We start from the raw sequence: 22,156 nt of genomic DNA, 5'->3' as shown, positions 1-22,156 counted from the left end.
GCGCGCGGGCCGACCTTGCCGAGGCCGAAGCCGAACGGGTGCGCGACGAGCAGCGGGATGTTCTCGAGCAGGCTGTCGCTGTGGCCGATCAGCGACGGGTCGGCGACGTGCGAGATCACCTTGTCGATGTAGAGGTAGAGCGTGACTCCGCCGACGGCCGCGGCCGTGGTCACGGTGAGCATCGCCCACACCAGCATCGGCTTCGCGCGGAACAGCGCCCAGGCCACCAGGGTCACCGCGAGCATCGCCAGGCCGATGTAGCCGCTCCGGGACTGCGTCAGGTAGACGGCCACCAGCGGCAGGAGCGTCAGAGCGCCCTTCAGCCACAGCGGCCAGCGGGGGCGGGTCCACAGCACGGCGAGCGCGATCGTGACGGCGACGGCGCTCTCGTTCGGGGCGCTGTAGGGGCTGAAGCCGCGGGGCACGATGCTCCCGGCGACGAAGAGGGAGGAGGGGAACGGCGTCCCGGGAGCCAGCGGGAACACCCCGAGGGTGAACAGCCAGTCGAGGCCCTGGTTCCAGGTGAGGATCGTCGTGATCGACGAGAGCTGCAGCGCGACGACGAACGCGGTCGCGAGGATCCCGAGGTGGCGCTTCTCGAGCACCGCGGGCACCACGATGAGCGCGAGGAACGGCAGGAAGTCGTTGCGCCAGCCGTACGCGGCCTGGATCGGGTTCTCGGTCCACACGGCCGAGACGGCGCCGAGGCCGACGATCATCAGCACCAGCACGACGATCGGCACCGGCACCCGCTTGATCCGCCCGCTGACCAGCACGAGCAGGAAGAGCCCGAGGATCGTGGCGTCCTTGATCGCGCCGAACGCGGTCGCCGAGGCGCCCGGGAGGAACGCGGAGGCGACTCCGTTCGCGGGGAGGGCGAAGACCAGCAGCAGGACTCCCAGCCACGGCAGGCCGAGCCCGTCACGGCCGAGGAGGGCGCGGAGTGTGCGGCGGGTGCGCACCGGTCCGCGGGCGACAGTACGGGAGCCGGCCCGGGGCAGCGGCGCCGCGGTGCGGGTCATGCCGCGCCGCCCCGCATCGTGAGGCGCCGGACGACCAGCGGCACGTCGGAGGGCCGCGGGACGATGGTCCGCGCCGGGGGCCGGATCGCGAGCACCATCACCACCAGCGCCATCAGGATCCCGCTCGCGTTGGCGATGGCGGCGGCGATCGCGCCGTTCGCCGGGCCGAAGGCGAACAGGAGCACGAGGCAGGTGATCAGCCCGGCGCCCTGCGCGACGGTGAGGCTGATGCCGCGGTTGCGCGCCGAGAGCACCTCGCCGGCGCTGACGGTGACGACCACGAAGACGGAGCCGAGGACCGCGAAGAAGACCGCGGGCATCGCCTCCGCGAACTCGTCGCCGAAGAGGAACGGCACGCCCCAGGGGGTGACGACGGCGAGGAACACGGCCGAGGCCAGGCCGACCGCGAAGGCCGAGCGCAGCGCGTCGCCGGTCGCGGTGACGCGGGCGCCGCCCTCCGTTCGGCTGATGTCCGAGAAGACCGGAGCGGCGACCGCGTGCGCGAGGAACACGGGCAGCGTGCCGATCGTCACGGCGACCGAGTAGAGGCCGGCCTGGTGCGAGCCGATCAGCGGCAGCATGATCACCTGGTCGAGGCGCTGGTACGCGGCGTCCGAGGCCTGCGCGCCGTAGAAGGTGACGGAGCCGCGGACGAGCGGCCGCCAGGGCGCCGGAGCGGCTCCGCGGGGGCGGTCGAGGAGCGAGCCGATCAGCGCGGTCATCACGGAGCCGGCGAAGTTCGACCAGATCACGCCCGAGACGGTGATCGAGTCGAGGAGGAACAGCACCACGATCCCGCCGACGTAGACCAGCGGCTGCGTGGCCTGGAGCAGCGCGACCGCTCCGAAGCGGCGCTGCGCCCCGACGACGCCGATGTCGATCATCCAGCAGACCATGAGCGGGGTGCCGGTGATCGCGACGAACACCGCGATCGTGGCCGCCTCGTCGAGCGCCGAGAGGAGAGTGGAGGTGAGCAGCCAGGCGATCAGCGCCGCCGGGATCGCGGTCAGCAGCGCGAGCCGCCTGGCCGTGCGCACCGCGCCCAGGTCGCCCGCCGCGGCGAGAACGCGCCGACGGATCTCGAGGGGCATGCCGAGCGCGAGCACGATCGGGATCAGGTACATCGAGGCGAGGGCCGCGGCCGTCTCGCCGCGTCCGCTCGGGCCGAGGGCCTGCGCGATCAGCGGGGCGCTCACCAGGCCGAGCGCCGCCACCGAGAGGCGGCTCGCGAGCATGGTGATCGGGGAGTTCAGGAGGCGCAGCAGCCCGCTCACGAGGCCTCCGCGGCCCGGGCACCGACGGCGGCGAGCAGCCGCTCCTCGAAGCCGTCGAGAGCAAAGGTGCCGGTCTCGTCGTGGACGGTCAGGTGCATGCTGTCGCGCATCGGCGCGACCTCGACCCAGACGCCGAGCGGGAAGCGCAGGTGGGCGGGCATCCCGCCGATCATGGTGTCCGGCTCGATCCGCGGCAGCAGCTCCTGTGCGACGGGCACCTCGGTCGAGGGCAGCGAGACGTGGATCTCCCACGGCACGCGCGGCGTCCCGGTCGGCGGGCGCAGGGCCGCCAGCGGGTGCTGCATGAGGTTCTTGACGCTGAGCAGCGCGCTCGCCAGCAGCCAGGTCGCGGGGAGGCCGGACCTGGTGGCCGCGGACAGCCGCTCGAGGAGCGAGGTCGCGGACCAGTCGTCGGCGCGGAGGCGGCCGAGCGGGAGGGAGGGAGAGAGGTTGCCGCTGACGTCGGTGCCCTTCGCGACCCAGCGGCGGCCGTCGACGGGGACGACGACGCGGAAGTCGAGGCCGTCCGCGGCGCAGTCCTGCAGGCAGCGGAGCACGAGGCTCGCGGTCTTGAGCGACACGGGCGGACGGGCGGGGCGCCGGCCCTCACGCGCCTGCTCCGGAGTCGCGGCGATCGCGCGCAGCGTCTCCGGGCCCAGGACGGCGGTCACCAGGCGGGCGCGACGGTCCGACTCCTCCTTCGAGAGGGTCGTGTCGAGCTGGTAGCCGGTGCCGGTCGCGGCGGTCAGGGTGCGGAAGGTGTCGCGGGCCCTCCTCGCTCCGGCGAGGCCCGTCAGCTCGAAGCGCTCCACGATCTCGCGCAGCGGAGCGGCGGCGAGCGGCTTCCCAGCGGTGTCATCGGCTCCCGGGGCGCCCAGCTTCTCGATCACGAGCGCCACGACCGCGGTCGCTCCGGTGCCGTCGAAGAGGGCGTGCGGGAGGGTGAAGCCGAGCGTCGCGCCGTCGAACAGGATCCGGACCGGCAGCTCGCCCGCCGCGAACTGCGGGGCCAGCAGGCGGTGCGCCAGGTCCTCGCGCTCGAGCGGGCCGGCGACGATCCGCACGGCGCGCTCGGCGGCGTCCAGGGCGGCCGCCGCGTCGATCCGGCGCCACCCGCGGAGCCGGGTGCGGCGCCGCAGGAGCACGGCGCCGCGGGGCGAGAGCAGCACGTCGCGCACCGCGGTGCGCACGCGCTCCGGCGTCACGGCCGTCAGGGGACCGACGTGGTAGCTGATGAGGAGGTCGTCGTAGCCGAGGTCGCGCGGGGCCCTCACGCCCGGCTCCTGCTCGCTCCCGCGGAGGCGCGCTCGGCGATGACGCTGAGCAGAGAGCGCTCGTAGCCGGCGTTCACCTCGGCCCAGGAGTAGGAGTGGACGGCCCGCAGGTGCCCTCGGTAGGAGAGCCGCTCCTGCTCGATCGGGTCGTTCAGCACGTGGAGCACGCCCTCGGCGATCGCGTCCGGGGTGGGAGCGACGAAGCGCCCCGCCTCCTGGAGCACCTCGCGGTTGAAGACGGTGTCGCGGGCGACGACGGGGGCGCCGCAGGCCATGGCCTGCACCAGCGCCGGGTTGGTGCCGCCGACGCTGTGGCCGTGGAAGTAGGCGCCGGCGTGCTGCCAGAGCGAGTGGAGCCGGGCGTCGTCGCTGACGTGGCCGAACCAGTGCACCCGCGCGTTCTGCTGCGCCAGGGCGCTGACCGCCTGGTCGATCGGGCCGCCGTAGCCGGAGGAGCCGACGATGACCACATCGTGGGTCCGCGCGATCCGCTCGGCCGCCTCGACGAACTCCGGCACCGTGTTCTCGGGCACGAAGCGCGCCACGATCAGCGCGTAGCCGCGGTGGGTGAGCCCCGGCTCGACCGGGTGCTCCGGCGGGACGTCGCCGCCGTAGGGGATGACGTCGCCGTCGCGGCCGAACTCCCGCTTCCAGCGCGTCTCGATCGCTGCGGCGTCGTAGACCATGCGGTCGCCGTGGCGGGCGGTCCAGACGGCGCCCTGGTGGAAGACGAACTTCGCGAAGCGGCCCCACTTGGCGCGGTCCCACTCGATGCCGTCGACGTTGACGACGGTGGGGATGCCGCGCTGCTTGAGGATCGGCAGCCAGAAGCCGTTGGCGCAGTTGAGCACCAGGGCGACGTCGGGCTTGCGCTTCGCCGCGTCGAGAGCGGCCGTGAGCCCGTAGGAGAGGGTGCTGAGCGACTTGCTCTCGACTCCCCGTGTCTGCCGGGTGATCACCCGCTCGTCGCGGTCCGGGTCCTGCAGGGCCGTGGTGCCCGGCCTTCCGTAGACCGTGACCTCCCATCCCTGCTCCGCCAGGAACGGCGCGAGACGTCGGACGGCTGTCTCGAATCCCCCGTAGTAACTGGGATAGCCCCGCGTGCCGATAATGGCGACCGACCTGCCCATGTCCCGGTGCTCCCTATGTTGTGCGACGCCCCGACTGAAAGGCGATCGCCCGACGAAATTCCACTGTCGCAATACCAGGCGTATGCGACGGTGCACAGCATTCATTCGACGGTGATGTCACACCCCCGAAGGCGGGTATTCGCGCTCATACTAGCGGCCCGCGGACCGCCGTCCGCCACCGCTGGAGGGACAGGATCGCGACACCCATCAGGAAGAAGATCGAGAGGATCAGGACGGTCATCCCGACGATGATCCGCTCCCCGCCGGAGAGCTCCGGGTCGAGGAACTCGTACACGTAGCGCGACGTGAGAGCGCCCCGGGCGAAGGTGTAGGCGAACCACAGGACGGGGAACACCATCACCGCCCAGACCAGCCGGAGGTCGACCGGGCGGGCGCCCGGGACGGCGAGCAGGTCGACCAGCGCGAGCGCCGGCACGAGCACGTGCAGGACCACCGTGCTCGGGTTCAGCTGAGCCGGATCGCCGAGCGCGGCGGGCCCGTAGATCACCAGGAACAGGCCCGACATGCTCAGCAGCGTGGCGGTGTTGAGGGTGCGCATCGCCGTGATCGCCCGCGACTCCCCGTGCGCCGCAGCACTCCTCCTGCCCCCGGATCGCGCGGATCGCCAGGCGCTCCGGCCCGCGATCGCGAAGGCGACCACCGAGAGGATGTTGGTCAGCGCCGTGACCGAGCTCAGGAAGTCGGCGGTCGCGTCCGAGCCCACCTGCGTCTGGGCGACGACGACCGCGTTGAGCACCACGACAGCCCCCAGCGCGGCGACGGCCCAGCGGACGAGTGCAGTGCGGCGTCGAGCTCTCATGGGGCCCTCTCCTCGGTGCGGCGACCCTCGGGCCGGTACTCGTGGGCGTCCGGTGCAGGAGTCCGTTCGCTACAGTCGGGACATCCATGAGAACCCATTCCCAGACAGGGGTCGAATGCCCGGCACAGGTTCGCACCGAGGATCCCTACGGGTCCTGCTCGATGGTAATTGGTGGATTCGCGGCCCGATCTCCAACCGTGAGGTCATGCGAGAGATCACCTTCTCCTGGGCGCGACTCTTTCCTGAGGATTCCCTTGTCATTGCCGTCCCCCTGACGGGGGTGGAGACGGCGAGACGGGAGTTAGCGGGACTCGCCCGAGTAGTGCCGACAAGACTCCGGCCGCAGGGGATCAGTGCTGTTCTCGAACTCGCTCTGCTCTCTCTCCGGCTCCGCCCGGACATCACCCTGGCGCACAACTTCACCCCCCTTCTGGGGCGGTCCGCGGTGTTCATCCAGGACTTCCTCTTCCTCACGAATCCGGAGTGGTTCACGCGGAAGGAGCGCGCCTACTTCTCGCTCATGCCGCTCAGCGTCCGCCGCGCCGACGTGGTGATCGCGAGCAGCGTCGCGGAGTCGCGCCGCATCGTCCGCACCTCGGCCGCGACGAGCGCCGTGCCCGTCGGCCTCGGCCTCAACCGGGCGTTCGCCGCCGCGGACCCCGTGGCGCCCGACGGCGTCGACGGCCTCGACGGCTTCCTCCTCGCCGTCGGCCGCCTCAACGCGCGCAAGAACCTCGCGACCACGATCGAGGCCGCTCTCGCCTCGGGAGTGCTCTCCCCCTCCTTCCCGCTCCTCGTCGTCGGCGAGGCCTCGGGCGTCCGCACCGAGTTCCCTCCGGCTGTGCGCGCCGCGCTCGACGACGGCTCGGTGCGCCTGCTCGGGCGGATCGAGACCGAGGAGCTGCGCTGGCTCTACGAGAACGCCGCACTGTTCCTCTTCCTCACCCTCGATGAGGGCTTCGGCCTGCCGACCCTCGAGGCCCTGGCCTGCCGCACGCCGATCCTCGCCAGCGACATCCCCGTGTTCCGCGAGATCCTCGGCGAGCACGCCCGCCTGGTCGATCCGCGCGACGTGCCGGCGATCGCGGCGTCGATCCGCGAGCTCGTCGCCGACCCGCCCGAATCGCTCGATCCGGCTCCGGTGCTCGAGTACTACAGCTGGGACGCCGTGGTCGCCCGGCTGCGCGCCGCGATGGTGGCGGTGCTGCCGTGAGCGGGCCGTCCGTGTCGATCGTGATCGTCACCTACAACAGCATCGGCGTCATCCGCTCCTGCCTCGATGCGCTCGCCGGCCGCGACGAGAGCATCGAGATCCTGGTGGTCGACAACCTCTCGCGCGACGAGACGGTCGCCGTGCTGCGCGCCGAGTACCCGGACGTCCATGTCGTCGAGAACACCGAGAACGCCGGATTCTCGCGGGCCGTCAACCTCGGCGCCGCTCACGCCACCGGCCGGCACCTGCTGCTGCTGAACCCCGACGCGCAGATCTCGGCGGAGGTCGTCGGCTCGCTCGCGTCACTCCTCGACAGCGATCCGACGATCGGCGCCGTCTCCCCCCTCCTCGAGAACGAGGGCGAGGACGTCGTGATCGTCGCCGCCGGCCACGCCCCCACGGTCCGCCGGATGCTCCTGCACCAGACCGGCCTCTCGCGCCTCGGCCGGCGCTTCCCCTCCTTCGAGGGCCACTACCTGTTCGCCGCCGACCTGCACGGCCGCCCGCGCGACGTCGACTGGGTGAGCGGCGGCTGCCTGATGATCCCGCTGGCCGTCTGGGACCGCGTCGGCGGACTCACCGACCGCTGGTTCATGTACGCCGAGGACGTCGAGATCTGCCTCCGCCTGCGCGCCGAGGGCCTGCGCGTGGTCCTCGATCCGCGCCTGCACGCCCTGCACGCGATGGGCGGCTCCTCGAGCGACGTCGACGGCCGCGTCGGCACCGCCTGGATCGTCAACCTCTTCGACCTCTACGGCTGGCGGATGGCGCGCTCGGACCTGCAGCAGCAGGTCTGGCGGGCGGTCGTGCTCGCGGGGATGGCGTCGCGGATGCTCGTGTACCGGCTGTCCGGCCTGCGCCCCGGACGCGCCGCGGCGGCGGCCGGCCAGCTGCGGCGGTACGGGATCTACATGCGGGCGCTGCGGGCGGCCCCGCTGACGCGCGACCGCGAGCCGCTCGCCTGACGGCCCCTCTCCGTCCGGCGTTCCCCGCACACGTTCCGCGGCCCGCGATCGAGGCGTCACGAACGGTCGCTTCCGGGCGCGCGTGAGGACCGTTCGTGACGCATCGATGCCCGCCCTCGCGGCGGGAGACCGGGCGTGGTGCGCGGACGCGCGATCCGGCAGCGGGCGCAGGAGAGGGGCGGCGGCCCGGGGTCCAGCCCCGAGCCTCCGCCCCTCTCCTCGCCGCTACTCGCCGCTACTTGCCGGTGCCGCGGTACGCCACCCGGAAGGTCTCCCGGGTCCCGTCCGGTGCGGTCGCCGTCACGCGGAACGAGCCCGACGGCACCCGGGAGAGGTGCGTGTCCACCGAGACGGTCTTCGTGCGGCCCGCCGCCAGCGAGGTGACCTTCAGCTCACCGAAGGCCGTCGGGATGCTGAGACGGACCGGCGTGCTCCCCTCGTTCGTCGCGGTGGCGGTCAGCACGACCGAGCCGCCGCGCTTCACGCCGGTGATCGTCACGTCGACGTCGACCCGGGTCGCCGGGGCGACGACGGTGACGGCGGGGAGGAGTCGGCTGACGCCTCCCGAGACCGCGGTGATCGAGACGGCACCCGTGCCGGGGCCCGCCGTGGCCGCGGGGAGCGGAGCGGAGCCGTCGGCGCCGGTCGTCGCCGCGGCGGTCGTGCCTCCGTCGGCGAAGCGGGCCGGACCCTCGATCGTGTACGCGACGTCCGCGCCCGCCACCGGCTCGCCGGCCGCGTTCGCTGCGGTGACTCCGAGGCCGGTGATCGCCGCTCCGGTCTCGACGGTCTGCGCCGCGCCCGCAGGGGTCAGGGAGGCGACCGCCGCCGGATCGGTGAACATCGACGGAGTGAGCGGTGTGACCGTCAGGCTCTCGAGGCGCGCCGTCCCTCCGGAGGAGAGGAGCGAGACTCCCGTGCTGCTCGGGTCGGGGAAGACCTGATCGGTGATCGTCGCGCGGCCGCCCTGCGCGAACGTCTCGACGGAGGCGTGATCGACGTAGAGCTCGAGGTGCAGCTCGCCGTCGTCGAGCGCCACGGGGGCGGTCTCGACCGACGGGAAGTCGGCGTCGAAGCCGACGTCGCCCGAGCGGGTGCGGTCGACGCTCAGCTGACCGGACGCGACGTCGTAGGTGATCGGCGTGCGCTGGGAGCCGTCGGCGGAGTTGCGGACCGAGAGGCCGAAGGAGTCCGCGTCCCCGGCGCTGAAGACGGCGTCGAGCTTGTAGACGCTGCCCTCGGCGGCAGCCGGGAGTGCGGTCTCACCATCGGCGACGGCCGTGGCGCCCAGCGTGAACGCCTCGTCGCCGCGCTCGAGGGCCGCGGTCTGATCGACGACCTTCTGCACGAGCTTCGGGGCGCCGTCGACGGTCTCGAGGGAGAGCTCGCGCGGGAGGGCCATCGCTCCCCGCCAGGTCCCGGTCGGGACGGCCTCGCCGTACTGCCAGTTGTTCATCCACGCGATCATGATCCGCTTGTCGTCGGGCGCGTTGTCGAAGGTGACTCCGGCGTAGTAGTCGCGGCCCCAGTCGAGCCAGTCGTAGTCGACGAGGCGGCTCTGCGCGGGCTCGTCGGCGAGCATGAACTGGTCGGCGAGGATGTGGCCCCAGCCGGCGCGGTTGTTGTCGACGACCTGCAGGTGCGCCGTGCGGCCGGCGAGGTCCGCGACATTCCAGCTCTTCCAGTCCAGCGTCTCGCTGTCGCTGCCGGTCGCAGTGCGGACGATCTCCCCGTCGACGACGAGGTTCACGCTCGTCTCGTTGGAGCGGACCTGCGCCGGGGTGTCGGCGAGCACGATGTGGTCGACCGTCAGGTGTCCCCAGCCGCCGGTCGCGTCGTCCACGACGACGATCCGCGCCGCCTTCCCCCGGTAGGCCGAGACGTCCCAGCTCTTCCAGTTCAGGGCGCCGTCGTTCGTGCCGGCGGTGGTCTGCACGACCTCGCCGTCGACGACGAGCTGCACCTCGAGGGTCTGGGCGTCTCCCTCGGGGCGGAAGCCTCCGCCGACGAGCATGCTCAGGTGGCTCTTGTCGATCGTGAACTCCGGCGAGGTCAGGGTGCCGAGGTTGTCGTCGCCCTTCGGTCCCCCGTCGAAGGTGTTGATCCGCTTCTGGCCGAGGAAGAACTCGCCGCCGCTGGTCGAGGGATTGGTGCCGTCGGCGAGGTCGCCGGTCACTGCCCAGCCGTTGTCCGCGAGGCCCTGCTGGTCCGGGAACTCGAAGCCCTCGAAGAGCAGCTCGCTCCCGGCGGGCGGGTCGTTGGCGAGCTGCGTGCCGTCGACGTGCGGGTGGTTCCCGCCGCCGACGAGGAAGTTCAGGTGGTCCTGGTCCACCGTGAAGTCGGGCGACTCCATCGAGCCGATCGGCCAGTCGCCGTCGTTGAACCCGTTGATGAGTCCCGTCCCGGCGAAGCCGGTGACGGTCTGCTGGCCGTCGATCGGCCCGGTGGCGGGAGCGGAGGCGAAGGGCCCGTTCTTCCAGTTCCCGGGCTCGTTGGCCACGGTCCAGCCGTTGTAGGTGCCGTCGTCGAACCCGGCGACGGTCGTGCCCTCGGGGAGGGTGTCGGAGCCGACGGTCGACTCGGAGGTGAAGGTGGTGCCGTCGAAGTCGCCGACGAAGTACTGGCCGCCGGAGCCGCCGCCCACCGCCCCCGGGTTGAGGTTGACGACCATGACCCACTTGATGTTCGACGGGTCGCCGTCGACCGCCAGCGGGAACAGGTCCGGGCACTCCCAGACGCCGCCGGTCGCGTTCGCCGGGCCGAACTCGCTGAGCTCGGTCCAGTTCTTGAGGTCGGTCGACTTGTGGAGGAGGACCTTGTGGTCGTCGGCCTCCACGGTGACGACCACCCAGTAGGAGGATTCCGGAGTGCCTCCGTCGTACCAGAACACGTGCGGGTCGCGGAAGTCGTTCTGGTCCCGGTCGATGACCGGGTTGCCCTCGTACTTCGTCCACGTCTGCCCGGCGTCGGTGCTGTACGCGAGCGCCTGCGCCTGCTCCCCCGTCTTGTACGCGGCCGTGTACATCGCCACCAGGGGCGGGTTCTCGGCGGTGCCGAATCCGGAGGTGTTGTCCTTGTCCACGACGATCGAGCCGGAGAAGATGTCCGACTCCGCATCGCCCGGGATCGCGAGCGGCTGCTCGGTCCAGTGCGTGAGGTCGGTGCTGGTGGCGTGGCCCCAGCTCATGTTCCCCCAGCGCGTGCCCTGCGGGTTGTACTGGTAGTAGAGGTGGTAGACGCCCTCGTAGTAGACGAGCCCGTTCGGGTCGTTCATCCAGTTCTTCGTCGGCGAGTAGTGGACGGCCGGTCGGTAGGTCTCCGCTGCCGCGTCGAGCGGAGCGGCGGAGACAGCGGGGACGGAGAGCCCGCCGCCGACGAGGCAGAGCGCGGCGGCGACGGCCACCAGGCCGCTGCGCCGTGGGAGCGAGCGATGAGGAGAAAGCACGGAAGAACGCCCTTCGTTGCGCGTGTCACGAGTGACAACGTTGTCAATTGCTGGGCAATCTACGGACTGTCCTCCGGACAATTCAAGAGCGGTCTGCGAGAAAGATCAGATCCCGTGCCGCCGCCTCTCAGTCGGGGCAGCGCACCTCGCCGGAGCCGCGGGCGATCAGCTCGGTGGGGATCACGAACGTCTGCGCCGGCTCGTCCTCGCCGTCGAGGCGGAGGAACACCCGCTCGGCGGCTGTCCGCCCGATGACCGCGGGGTTCTGCGCGATCACCGAGACGGCGGGCTCGAGGAGCTCCGCCAGGGGGATGTCGTCGAAGCCGATCAGGGCGACCCTTCCGTGCGCGCCACGACGGCGGAGCGCGGCGAGCACGCCGATCGTGATCAGGTTCTGCCCGCCGACGATCGCGGTCGGCGGCACCTCGAGGTCGAGCAGATCGGTCGCCATCTCCTCCGCCGCGTGCTCGTCGTGGGCGCCGTGGCGCACGTACGCGGGCGGCACCGGCAGGCCGAGCCGGCTCATCTCCTCGAGGAAGCCGCGCTCCCGCTCCTGCGCGGTGAAGATCTCGGGCCGGTCGCCCAGGAACGCGATGCGGCGATGCCCGAAGGAGGCGAGGTGCCCCACTGCGCGGGCGATGCCGGCGGCATTGTCGGTGATCACCGCGTCCGCCGTGATCCCCGAGGGGACGCGGTCGACGAACACCGCAGGCGTGCCGCGGTCGACCTCGACGCCCAGGTAGGCCTGGCTGGGCGCGACGGTGGTCAGGATGAGCCCGTCGACGCGCCGCGAGACGAAGGCGTTCACCGAGGAGCGCTCACGGGCCGGGTCGTCATCGAGGCTCGAGGCGAAGACCGCGACCCCGCGCTCGTTCGCGAGATCCTCGACGGCACGGTGGAGAGCACCCGAGAAGGGGTTCGCCACGCTGCCCACCAGCAGTCCGAGCGTGTTGGTGCGCCCGTTGGAGCGGCGGAGGTTCCCGGCGTGCAGATCCGGCTGGTACTGCAGCTGCGAGGCGGCGGCCTGCACCCGCTCGATCGTGGCGGCCGACACGTTCGGCTCGCCGTTGATGACCCGGGAGACCGTCTTGATGCCCACTCCGGCCAGAGCGGCGACGTGCTTCATGGTCGGACGGCGGCCTGCACCGGCGCCGCTTCGATCTGACAACGATGTCACGGTCGGGTCTCGCTTTCTGGAGGATCGCTTGACCTTAGCGTCACCGAACCGATAGACCTACCTCTGACATCGTTGTCGGGAGGCTGCTCCCGCCTTATGAACAGGACTTTCAATGACGAACCGTTCCCCTCGCCTCACCCGGTACATCGGCCTCGGCTCCGTCGCGATCCTCGCGGCCCTGGGCATGACCGCCTGCTCCAGCTCCGGCCCCGGCTCGTCCGACGCCGGCTCCACCGCCGGCAGCGGAGACGGCGTCGGCGTCACCCTCATCGTCAAGACGACGACGAACCCCTTCTTCGTCGCGATGGAGGACGGCGCCAAGGAGGCGGCCACCTCCGCCGGCGTGAACCTCACGCTCGCCGCGGGCAAGGAGGACGGCGACGAGGACACCCAGATCCAGGCCATCGAGAACGCGATCTCGAAGGGCGACAAAGGCATCCTGATCACCCCGAACGGCCCCTCCGTCGTCGACGCCATCCAGAAGGCGCGCGACGCCGGTCTCTTCGTCATCGCCCTCGACACGGCGCCCGACCCCGCCGACGCCGTCGACATCACCTTCGCCACCGACAACTTCAAGGCCGGCGAGGCCATCGGCGAGTGGACCGCCGCGCAGCTCGACGGGAAGAAGGCGACCATCGCGATGCTCGACCTCTTCGACGACAAGGTCGTCTCGGTCGACTACAACCGCGACCAGGGCTTCCTCACCGGCATGGGGATCGACGTCGCCGACGACCAGACCAACGGCGACGAGGCGAAGACCGGCAGCTACAGCGGCGGCGACTACGAGATCGTCGGCAACGAGGCCACCCAGGGCGCCGAGGACGGCGGCCGCACCGCCATGGAGACGCTCCTGTCCAAGAACCCCGACGTGAACGTGGTCTACACGATCAACGAGCCCGCCGCCTACGGCGCCTACCAGGCCCTCCAGGCCGCGGGCAAGGAGAAGGACGTCCTGCTCGTCTCGATCGACGGCGGCTGCGCCGGAGTGAAGAACGTCAAGGAGGGCCTCATCGGCGCCACCGCGCAGCAGTACCCGGTGAAGATGGCCCAGCTCGGCGTCGAGGCGATCGCCCAGCTCGCTGAGGACGGCACCAAGCCCAGCACCAGCGAGGGCCTCGACTTCTTCGACACCGGCTCGCAGCTGGTGACCGACACCCCCGTCGACGGCCTCGACAGCATCACCTCCGACGACGCCGCCGGGATCTGCTGGGGCGAGTAGCCCACCGCGGGCGGGGCGCTCCGGCGCCCCGCCCTCCTCCTCCCGCTCCCAGCGACTCCAGAAAGGCCATCGTGGCTCAGAAGACCACCGACCCGAATCCGCCGACCTCCGCACTCGACCTCGCGAGCGAGTTCCTCGACCGCCGCACGCCGCTGGACCGCGTCCGCGGAGTCCTGCACCGCTATCCGGCCGTCAGCCCGGCGGTCGTCCTCGTCCTGGCCGTCATCGTCTTCGGGCTCCTGAACGACCGCTTCCTCGACCCGTCGAACCTCTCGCTCATCACGCAGCAGGTCGCGGTGGTCGGCACCCTCGCCGTCGCGCAGACGCTGATCATCCTCACCGCCGGCATCGACCTCTCGGTCGGCGCGGTCATGGTCCTCACCTCGATGGTCATCGCGCAGACCGCGACCGAGAACGGCCTCCCGGCGGTCGTCGCCCTGCTCCTGGGCCTGGTCGTCGGCCTCGCGGCGGGCGCCTTCAACGGCCTGCTCGTGACGAAGCTCCGGCTCCCCCCGTTCATCGTCACCCTCGGCACGCTCAACATCTTCGTCGCGCTCACGCTCCTCTACTCGAGCGGCTCGACGGTCCGCGGCACCGACATGCCGGCCCTGCTGCCCTCCACCGGCGGCACCTTCGACATCCTCGGCGTCCGCATCAGCTACGGCGTCCTGCTGATGCTCCTCGTCTACATCGTGATCGCGTTCATCCTCGGCAAGACCGCCTGGGGCCGCCACGTCTACGCGGTGGGCGACGACAAGGAGGCCGCCCGCCTGGCCGGCATCAGCGTGAACCGCGTCCTGATGAGCGTCTACCTCGCCGCCGGCGCGATCCTCGCCATCGGCGCGTGGATCCAGATCGGCCGCACCAACGCGGCGAGCCCGAACGCCGGAGCCGACCTCAACCTCGACTCGATCACCGCGGTCGTCATCGGCGGCACCAGCCTCTTCGGCGGGCGCGGCACGGTCTGGGGCACGCTCCTCGGCGCCCTCATCGTCGGCGTCTTCCGCAACGGGCTCTCGCTCGCCGGGCTCGACGTCCTCTACCAGACGCTCGCTGTCGGCGTCCTCATCATCGTCGCCGTCTCGGTCGACCAGTGGATCCGGAAGGTTCGCAAGTGACCCTCATCGACGCCGCGGGCACCGCTCCCGCCGCCGCCCGCACCCCCGTCCTGCAGGCCAAGCGCCTCGTCAAGACCTTCGGCCGCGTGGTCGGGCTCGACGGCGTGAGCCTCGAGCTCTACCCCGGCGAGGTCCTCGCCATCATCGGCGACAACGGCGCTGGGAAGTCGACGCTGATCAAGTGCCTCACCGGCGCCGAGATCCCCGACGAGGGCGAGATCCTCCTCGACGGGCAGCCGGTGACCTTCAAGCGCCCACAGGACGCTCGCGGCGCCGGCATCGAGACGGTCTACCAGAACCTCGCCGTCTCCCCGGCGCTCGACGTCGCCTCGAACCTCTACCTCGGCCGCGAGAAGCGCAAGAAGGGGATCCTCGGCTCCGTCTTCCGGATGCTCGACACCGCCGGAATGCGCAAGGAGGCGCGCGCCGAGCTGACCGAGCTGGGCATCTCGACCCTCCAGGACGTCACGGTCCCGGTCGAGAACCTCTCCGGAGGTCAGCGCCAGGCCGTCGCCGTCGCCCGCGCCGCCGCGTTCGGCTCGAAGGTCGTCGTCCTCGACGAGCCGACCGCCGCCCTCGGAGTCCGCGAGTCGAACCAGGTGCTGCAGCTCGTGCGCAATCTGCGCGACCGCGGCATCCCGGTCATCCTGATCAGCCACAACATGCCGCACGTGTTCGACGTGGCCGACCGGATCCACATCCAGCGCCTCGGCAAGAAGGCCGCGACGATCACCCCGCAGTCGCACTCGATGACCGACGCGGTCGCGATCATGACCGGGGCGGCGACGGCATGAGCGCCCGCATCCTCTACGCCGAGTTCACCGCGAAGCCCGGTCACGAGGAGACGGTCGCCGGCATGATCGCCGACCTCGCCGTCCTGGTCCGCCGGGAGCCGGGCAATGTCGAGTTCACGCCCTACCGGCGGGAGGACGATCCGGCCCGGTTCTTCGTCTACGAGGTCTACCGCGACGAGGACGCCTTCCAGGCGCACATCTCGGCCGACTACGGAGCCGAGTTCAACAGGGAGCTGGGCCCGCTGATCGTCGAGCCGCACTCGCAGCTCACCTGGCTCGTCGCGGTCTGATCCGTCGCAGAAGCGCACCGTCTCTCCGGAGGCGGTGCGCTTCCGCGTCCGCGGCCTCCCAGCCGCCCTCGAGGACCGGGAGCAGCAGCTCGCTGCGCGCGCCGGGGCCGGAGAGCACCGTGCGGCTCCCGCTGTCGGCGGCGAGCGCGGGATGGACGGGATGACCCGAACCGGTGATCTGAAGACGAAGCCGGTGGCCGCGCCGGACCGTGTGCGCGAGGGGCGACAGCGGGATGCTCAGCGTCCGCTCCCCGCCGGCTCCGGTCGGACGCAGGTAGCCGTCGCAGAGGTTGCGCGAGACGCCGAGCCGGTCGACGTCGCAGAGGCGCACGGACCACTCCTCCGGACCGTCGGCGAGCACGCGGAGGGTCACGGAGGGCGCTCCGGCGAGGACGACCGCTCGCCGGAGCGGGAGCGTCGAGAAGACGGCGACGTCGGCCCGCCGCTCGCGGGTGCGCTGACCGCGGCGGCCGGCGAAGTCGGGGGTGAGCGTCCGGCCGCCGGCGGGAGGCGGAGGGTCGAGCGGATCGACGCGCCACTGCACTCGAGTGCTCCCCGTCGGCCGCGCGGTCAGGCGGCCGCCGCCGTCGAGGGCGAGGGCGCGCTGCCGGGTGGCGGGCGGCCAGCTCGCGAGGTCCGCCCAGCGCCTCGCGCCCCGGTCGTGCACGGTCACCGGCGACGACGCCGGGGCCGCCTCCGGGCCGAGGAGGCGCATCGACTCCCGGAGCAGCGCGGCGAGGACGCCGGGCGAGCCGTGCGTCCACGACCCGATCACGAGCCGCGTCGGCCGGTCGGCCGCCACCAGCGCGCGGTGGTCCTCGAGCAGCCCGAGCAGGAACGGGTCGTACCAGCCCCCGATCAGCACGGAGGGAGCGAGCGCGCCCAGACCCGGCCGGTGGTCGACGGGCTCCCACCACGGGTCGCCGGGCGCGTCGTGCTCCACCCAGTCCTGGTACGGCGGGTAGTGGTGACCGAGGAGGAGGCGGTCGGCGTCCTCCGTGCGTGCCAGGAGCGCCCGCGGCATGCGCCGGCGGATCGCGAGGCGCGCGAGCGTGCGGCGCAGCAGCGGCAGCTCCTGCGTGAGCAGGCCGGCGCTCCAGATGAGCCCCGTCTCGAGCGCGAACACCTCGGAGGGGTGGATGACCGTGGAGCGGAAGTCGGCGGCCGTCACCGCCAGCACCAGGGCGTCGGCCTCGGCGGCGACGGCGTGGGCGGTGTGCCCGAGGTAGCTCGCGCCGATCAGGGCGACGGGCCTCGTCGCCCAGCTGCGCGCCCGCAGAATGCCGAGGGTGTCGGCGCCGTCGGCCGCCTCGTCGCGGAAGGGGACGAAGCGGCCGCCCGAGCCGAAGGTGCCGCGGCAGTTCTGCACCACCACCGGGTGGCCCCTCCGCGCCAGGAGCTCGGCGATCGCGTCGAGCCCGCGCCGGTCGTACGGGGTCCGCACGAGCACGGCGGCCCGCGACGCCTCCCCGCCGGGCGCCGGCGTCCACACGTCCGCGAGCAGCTCGACCCCGTCGCGCATCGGGAGGCGGACGCCGCGCGCGACCTCCGCCCGCCCGGTCGCGGCCGGCAGCCGCAGCACCGCGGCCAGGATCCGCGCCCGCATCGTCATCGCCGCATTCTCCTCGCCCGTCCCGCGCGCGTCACCCCTTCACCGCTCCCGCGGCGAACGCGTCGATCAGCCGGCCGCGGAGGATCGCGTAGAGCACGAAGACCGGCACCACGCTGATCAGGACGCCCGCCGCGAGGCGTGCCAGGTCGACGTCCGCCCCCTGGAACGCGCCCTCGCTGCGCAGCAGCGGCAGAGCGACCTGCACCGTGTAGGAGGCGTTCGTGGTGATCACCTGGGCGAAGATGTACTCGTTCCACGCGGCCAGGAAGCACAGGATCCCCACCGTCGTGAGGCCCGGCGCGACGATCGGCATCAGGACGTGCCGGAGCCGCTGCACCAGCCCCGCTCCGTCCAGCTCGGCCGACTCCTCGATCTCCTTCGGGACGGCGGTGAAGAAGGGGATCAGCAGGAGCACCGCGAGCGGCACGTTCATCGCGGCGTAGAACAGCACCAGGAACACCAGCGGCACGGCGATCAGCCCGGTGCGGACGGCCAGCAGGTACGTCGGCACGAGCACGGCGAACTGCGGGATGAGGAACGCCAGCCCGAACGCCAGCTGCGCTCCGGCCGAGAACCGCGTCGCGCGGCGGGCGATGCCGTGGGCGGCCGGCGCGGCGAGGAGGATCGTCAGCAGCACCGCGCCGATCGTCACTGCGAGCGAGTTCCCCGAGGCGGCGAACAGCTGCACGGCGGCGTCCGCGTCGAGGAACTTCTCGAGCGAGAAGCCGCCGGGGAGCCCGAGCGGGTCGAGCGCGATGCTGCTCGTGGTCTTGAAGGCGCTGACCAGCAGGTAGTAGAGCGGGACGAGGATGAGCGCGGCGTAGACGAGGACCGGGAGGTAGGCGGCGGTCCAGCCGAGAGCGCTGCGGAGGCGTGAGGTGCGCACGGGGTCACTCCTTGGTGCGGAAGGCGAAGCGGATGATGCCCATCCCGAGGAGGCCGACCAGCAGGCCCACGACGCCGATCGCCTGGCTGTAGCCGATCCGGCCGGAGACGAAGGCCTGGTCGTAGAGGTAGAAGGCGAGGGTCATCGTGCTCGAGCCCGGTCCGCCGTTGGTGAGGAGCAGCACGGTGCCCGCGGAGCCGAGGAAGAGCCACAGGAACTGCAGCATCGTCATCAGGCCGACGAAGTCCTTCGACATCGGCAGCGCGATCGAGAGGATCTCGCGACCGACGCCGGCCCCGTCGAGGCGGGCCGCCTCGTAGACCTCGTCGGGGATCCGTCCGAGGGCGGCCGAGAAGATCACGGCGGTCGCGCCGATGCCGGCCCACGCCTCCGTGCCGATCACGGCCCAGAGCGCGGTGGACGGATCGGCCAGCCAGAGCCGCTGGAGATCGCCCAGGCCGACCGCGGAGAGGACGCTGTTGATCGCCCCTCGGGGCTGGTAGAGGCCGGTGAACATCATCGCCCGGGCCGACGCAGAGACGATCCACGGCGTGAAGAAGACGATGGAGAGGATCGCGTGACCCGGCGGTCGGCGGCTGAGGAAGAACCCGAGGAGGAACCCGAGCGGGATGATCAGCAGGAGCCCGACGCCGACGTAGAGGACGGTGTTGACCACGGCGACCCGCAGGATGCTGTCCTGGAAGAGGCCGGCGTAGTTCGAGAAGCCGCTGTACACCGGAGTGGCGACCAGGCTGTTCCAGGTGAAGAAGCTGAGCACGATCATCGCGACCAGCGGGACCACCATGAACGCGCCGTACCAGGCCAGCGCCGGCGAGACCTCGAGCACCTGGCCGAGGCCGCCGCGCCGCGGGCTGCGCACCCGCGGCACGGCGGCGACCGCTACTGCGCCTGCCACGCCTGCTCCAGGGTCTGCGTGAGCTGCTCGGCGCTGGTGCCGGCCACGAAGGCCTGCGTGCTCGCGCGGAAGAAGGCGGAGGTGACGGTCGGGGAGAGCAGGTTGTAGGTCGGCTGGTAGACGGTGGTGGTCGAGGGCAGCTCCTTCTGCGAGGCCACGTTGAGCGGCGGCAGGGCCGACTCGTCCAGGGTCAGGTAGCCGTCGCGGGCCGGGGAGACGAAGCCGATGTCCACGAACTGCGCGAGGTTCTCCGGGTGGTAGAGAAAGGAGATGTACTTCTGGACGGCGTCGATCTTCTTCTGGCCGTTGGGGCTGACCCAGACACCGGTCGACTGCCCGGCGAAGCTGACGGGCTTCGAGATCGGGCTGCCGTCGGCGAGCGGGAACCCGCCGAGCCTGATGTCGGCGTCGGGGAACGAGCTCTGCGCGTTGCTGTAGCCCCAGCTCCCGTCGAAGAGCATCGCCGCCTGGCCCGCGCCGAAGGACGCGGTCTGGTCGGGGTACTTCAGCCCGGCGGAGTCGTCGGCGAAGACGCCCGCGTCGCGCAGCTCGATGAGCCCGTTCACGATCTTCTGACCCGCTTCTCCGGACCAGTCGCCGCTCTCGTAGAGCGCGGTCACGTCCTCCTCGCTGAGGAGCGAGAGGGCCACCAGCGTCACGACGGCGGGTGCCGGGTAGTCGGCGGCACCGACCACGAACGGCTGGACGCCGCTGGCGCGGAGGGCCTTCGAGTCGGCGATCAGCTCGTCCCAGGTGGTGGGCGGGCTGTCGATCCCGGCCTTCTCGAAGAGGTCCATGTTGTACCACATGGGCCAGTTGTAGCCCTCGAGCGGGAAGGCCTGCACCTGGCCGTCCTTGTTCGTCCAGGAGCCGAGGGCGCTGTCCGAGAAGACGTCGCCGAGGCCCCAGTCGTCGATGTACGAGGTGACGTCGACCGTGGCGCCGTTCTGCAGCCAGGTGGTGGGGTCGCCGACCAGGTTCGTCATGACCAGGTCCTGCTCGGTGCCGGCGACGACGCTCTTGCCGTAGGTGGTCGGCAGGTCGGTCTGGACGACGAACTCGTTCGTCACCGCGATGCCGGACTCGGCCTCGAACTTCTCAGCCATCGACGCGAGCCACCGCCCGCTCGGGCTGTCGGCCGTGTAGAGGCTGAGGGTGGAGATGCTGTCGGCGTCGGCGGCACTCGAGCCGGTGCCGCCGTTCGTCGAGCAGGCGGTGGTGCCGAGGGCGAGGCCGGTGACGGCGATCACGGCGAGGATCGCGCGGCGGGCGGGGCGGCGGCGCGGCTGGTGGGGGGTCATGGCGGGAGGTGCCTTTCTCATCATCGAGGGCGGTGCGGGGAGTGCGGAGACGGTGCTCAGGAGGCGGGGAGCGGTCCGAAGGGGAGGATCGCGGCGCCGAAGGGGCGGAGGAGGAGGGGCCGGCGGTCGGCGCCGACGCGCACGACCACGTCGCGCTCCTCCTCCGATTCGCTGACGACGACGGCGAACCGGACGCCGTCCTCGCGCAGGAGCAGGTCGGCGTAGACGTCGGGGGCGGAGACGGCGGCCTCCCCGCGGGCGTCGGCGATCTCGGCGAGCGCGTCGTAGAGGCGGACGAGGTCGCCGCGGTCGACGAAGGGGGTGCGCGCCGCGAACAGCTCGAGCGGATAGGTGCAGAGCACCAGCCTCCCCTCGCCGACCTCCCGGAGGACGATCGCCGGGCGGCCCTCGCCGTCGCGGGCGACGACGCGGTCGTCGTCGGCCGTGATCGGGAGCCGGGCCCGGGCGACGCTCGAGCCGCCGACCGGGAGGACGAGCTCCTCCCCGGCCCGGATCGAGCCGAAGTCCCGCTCGAACGTGAAGGAGACGGAGTCTCCGGCGACCGGCTCGGCGAGCCCGTAGCGCGCCGCGTGGCGGACGCCGAAGGTCGCGTCGACCCCCGGCCACCACCAGCCGCGCTGGTTCAGGGTGTCCCCGGAGCAGAAGGTGACCCACACGGTGGAGCCGGCGCGGGCCGCCGCCTCGAGCGCGCGGGCTCCGGGCGTGGTGATCGCCTTCGCCGAGGGCACGAGCAGCAGCGGCAGCGCGGGGAGGTCGGCGGCGTCGCGGACGATCGCCGGCGCGAGGTCGGCGAGCCGCGCCGCGATGTACCCCTCGATGATCGCGTCGCGCATCGCGGGCGCCTCCTCCGGCCCCCAGAACGGGTAGCCGCCGTCGAGGTAGGCGCTGACGACCAGGCCGGTCCGGGAGTCGGCGCGGCGGCAGTGGTCCAGTCCGTGCTCGCGCACGGTCGCGGCGAAGGAGGCGAGCTCGCCGAACGCGGGCTTGGGAGTGCCGTCGACCGTGGTCAGCCCGAAGTGCAGCTCGAAGGGGCGGTGCGTGTAGGGGGCCTGGTCGTCGAGGTCGAAGTCGGTGTTGTTCCAGCCGAGCCAGCCGGTGGCGCCCGCGGCGAGCGTGGAGTGGAGCACCTGGCGGTAGTAGTCGGCCGCGTTCGCGTCGGCCGAGAACTCGGTGGTCACGCCGAACTCCTCCAGCAGCACGGGCTTGCCGAACGGCGCGCACAGCTCGGCGTTGACGGCGGGGATGAGGTTCTGCCGGACCGGGTCGTCACTCATGTGGTACGAGTGCGGGCCCAGCCAGTCGGACAGCGGCGCCGACCAGCTCAGCCGGAAGCCGTTGTCCTGGCCCATGACCTCGGCGCCCCACGCGCCGTCGCCCAGGGAGACGGGCTGGTGCCCGCCGGCGGCGCGCACGGCGGCGACCATCAGCTCCGCCCAGGTCCGGACGGCGCCCTGGTCGACCTGCTCGGCGGGGCTCATCAGCCCGCCGCCGCCGCCGTAGAGGGGCATCTCGTTCGAGATCAGCCAGCCGGCGACCGCGGGGTGCTCGGCGAAGCGGCGCGTCATCTCCTGGATGAACCAGGCCTGGCGCAACGGGCGCGACCTGTACCAGGACGTCTGGATGGTGGGCCGCCAGGCCTGGTTCATCCAGGAGATGACGCGCCGCTTCGCCGAGCACCC

General features: G+C 71.9%; 18 protein-coding genes. 6 read left to right on the top strand and 12 right to left on the bottom strand.

The genetic code is table 11. The features are described from left to right. The 5 genes from C5C27_RS10305 to C5C27_RS17720 form a co-directional block, all read right to left on the bottom strand. Positions 1-1,022 (bottom strand): O-antigen ligase family protein (locus C5C27_RS10305; protein ID WP_146079656.1); only part of this gene is annotated, 1,022 nt, incomplete at its 3' end. Then, a complete protein-coding gene (locus C5C27_RS10300) occupies positions 1,019-2,296 on the bottom strand; it encodes a lipopolysaccharide biosynthesis protein (RefSeq protein WP_104314320.1) in 1,278 nt (425 codons plus the stop codon). The genes C5C27_RS10305 and C5C27_RS10300, both read right to left, overlap by 4 nt. Further along, complete coding sequence (locus tag C5C27_RS10295) at positions 2,293-3,570, bottom strand: hypothetical protein (RefSeq protein ID WP_104314319.1); 1,278 nt, start codon at positions 3,568-3,570, stop codon at positions 2,293-2,295. Before C5C27_RS10295 ends, C5C27_RS10300 begins: the two co-directional genes overlap by 4 nt. Further along, positions 3,567-4,700, bottom strand: coding sequence for a glycosyltransferase (locus C5C27_RS10290; RefSeq protein WP_104314318.1), 1,134 nt, complete (start codon positions 4,698-4,700; stop codon positions 3,567-3,569). Before C5C27_RS10290 ends, C5C27_RS10295 begins: the two co-directional genes overlap by 4 nt. 145 nt (positions 4,701-4,845) lie before the next feature. Next, positions 4,846-5,520 carry a Pr6Pr family membrane protein gene (locus C5C27_RS17720; protein ID WP_146079655.1) on the bottom strand — a complete coding sequence of 225 codons (675 nt, stop codon included), beginning with the start codon at positions 5,518-5,520 and terminating at the stop codon, positions 4,846-4,848. Positions 5,521-5,965: 445 nt separating this feature from the next. Between C5C27_RS17720 and C5C27_RS18040 the strand changes: the two genes are divergently transcribed. Together C5C27_RS18040 and C5C27_RS10275 are read left to right on the top strand one after the other, a co-directional pair. Then, positions 5,966-6,733, top strand: coding sequence for a glycosyltransferase family 1 protein (locus C5C27_RS18040; RefSeq protein ID WP_181133499.1), 768 nt, complete (start codon positions 5,966-5,968; stop codon positions 6,731-6,733). Positions 6,734-6,744: 11 nt separating this feature from the next. After that, positions 6,745-7,698, top strand: coding sequence for a glycosyltransferase family 2 protein (locus C5C27_RS10275; protein ID WP_219813159.1), 954 nt, complete (start codon positions 6,745-6,747; stop codon positions 7,696-7,698). Between the two features lie 235 nt (positions 7,699-7,933). On the opposite strand, the gene C5C27_RS10270 is transcribed toward C5C27_RS10275, so the two are convergent. Together C5C27_RS10270 and C5C27_RS10265 are read right to left on the bottom strand one after the other, a co-directional pair. Beyond that, entirely contained in the window at positions 7,934-10,972 is a 3,039-nt protein-coding gene (locus C5C27_RS10270) for a GH32 C-terminal domain-containing protein (protein WP_104314321.1), read from the bottom strand. Between the two features lie 298 nt (positions 10,973-11,270). Then, positions 11,271-12,320: a LacI family DNA-binding transcriptional regulator gene (locus C5C27_RS10265; protein ID WP_258066608.1), complete on the bottom strand. Its 1,050-nt coding sequence runs from the start codon at positions 12,318-12,320 to the stop codon at positions 11,271-11,273. 112 nt (positions 12,321-12,432) lie between these two features. Here C5C27_RS10265 and C5C27_RS10260 point away from each other — a divergent pair, with 112 nt between their 5' ends. The 4 genes from C5C27_RS10260 (at position 12,433) to C5C27_RS10245 (ending at position 15,741) form a co-directional block, all read left to right on the top strand. Next, a complete protein-coding gene (locus C5C27_RS10260; RefSeq protein WP_104238959.1) occupies positions 12,433-13,539 on the top strand; it encodes a substrate-binding domain-containing protein in 1,107 nt (368 codons plus the stop codon). Positions 13,540-13,610: 71 nt separating this feature from the next. Then, complete coding sequence (locus C5C27_RS10255) at positions 13,611-14,657, top strand: ABC transporter permease (RefSeq protein ID WP_104238958.1); 1,047 nt, start codon at positions 13,611-13,613, stop codon at positions 14,655-14,657. Next, on the top strand, positions 14,654-15,451 hold the full coding sequence (locus C5C27_RS10250) for an ATP-binding cassette domain-containing protein (protein ID WP_104238957.1): 798 nt from the start codon (positions 14,654-14,656) through the stop codon (positions 15,449-15,451). Before C5C27_RS10255 ends, C5C27_RS10250 begins: the two co-directional genes overlap by 4 nt. Beyond that, complete coding sequence (locus C5C27_RS10245; RefSeq protein WP_104250283.1) at positions 15,448-15,741, top strand: putative quinol monooxygenase; 294 nt, start codon at positions 15,448-15,450, stop codon at positions 15,739-15,741. Before C5C27_RS10250 ends, C5C27_RS10245 begins: the two co-directional genes overlap by 4 nt. Here the strand turns inward: C5C27_RS10245 and C5C27_RS10240 are convergent. From C5C27_RS10240 to C5C27_RS10220, 5 genes are read right to left on the bottom strand one after another with little or no spacing between them, the layout of a single operon-like run. After that, on the bottom strand, positions 15,719-17,353 hold the full coding sequence (locus C5C27_RS10240; protein ID WP_104314313.1) for a CocE/NonD family hydrolase: 1,635 nt from the start codon (positions 17,351-17,353) through the stop codon (positions 15,719-15,721). The genes C5C27_RS10245 and C5C27_RS10240 overlap by 23 nt on opposite strands. Positions 17,354-17,384: 31 nt before the next feature. Further along, on the bottom strand, positions 17,385-18,239 hold the full coding sequence (locus C5C27_RS10235; protein ID WP_104238954.1) for a carbohydrate ABC transporter permease: 855 nt from the start codon (positions 18,237-18,239) through the stop codon (positions 17,385-17,387). Positions 18,240-18,243: 4 nt separating this feature from the next. After that, positions 18,244-19,155: a carbohydrate ABC transporter permease gene (locus C5C27_RS10230; protein ID WP_146079653.1), complete on the bottom strand. Its 912-nt coding sequence runs from the start codon at positions 19,153-19,155 to the stop codon at positions 18,244-18,246. After that, positions 19,140-20,456 (bottom strand): ABC transporter substrate-binding protein, encoded by a 1,317-nt coding sequence (locus tag C5C27_RS10225; RefSeq protein WP_104314311.1) that lies wholly within the window; start codon positions 20,454-20,456, stop codon positions 19,140-19,142. The genes C5C27_RS10230 and C5C27_RS10225 overlap by 16 nt, the downstream gene beginning before the upstream one ends. Before the next feature lie 56 nt (positions 20,457-20,512). Next, entirely contained in the window at positions 20,513-22,042 is a 1,530-nt protein-coding gene (locus C5C27_RS10220; RefSeq protein WP_104314310.1) for a cellulase family glycosylhydrolase, read from the bottom strand. Positions 22,043-22,156: the final 114 nt, after the last annotated feature.

It is taken from the genome of Rathayibacter sp. AY2B7, assembly GCF_002931635.1.
Taxonomy (GTDB): domain Bacteria; phylum Actinomycetota; class Actinomycetes; order Actinomycetales; family Microbacteriaceae; genus Rathayibacter.
Note: the sequence above shows the minus strand (reverse complement) of the source record. Positions and strands in the feature narration are given on the sequence as shown.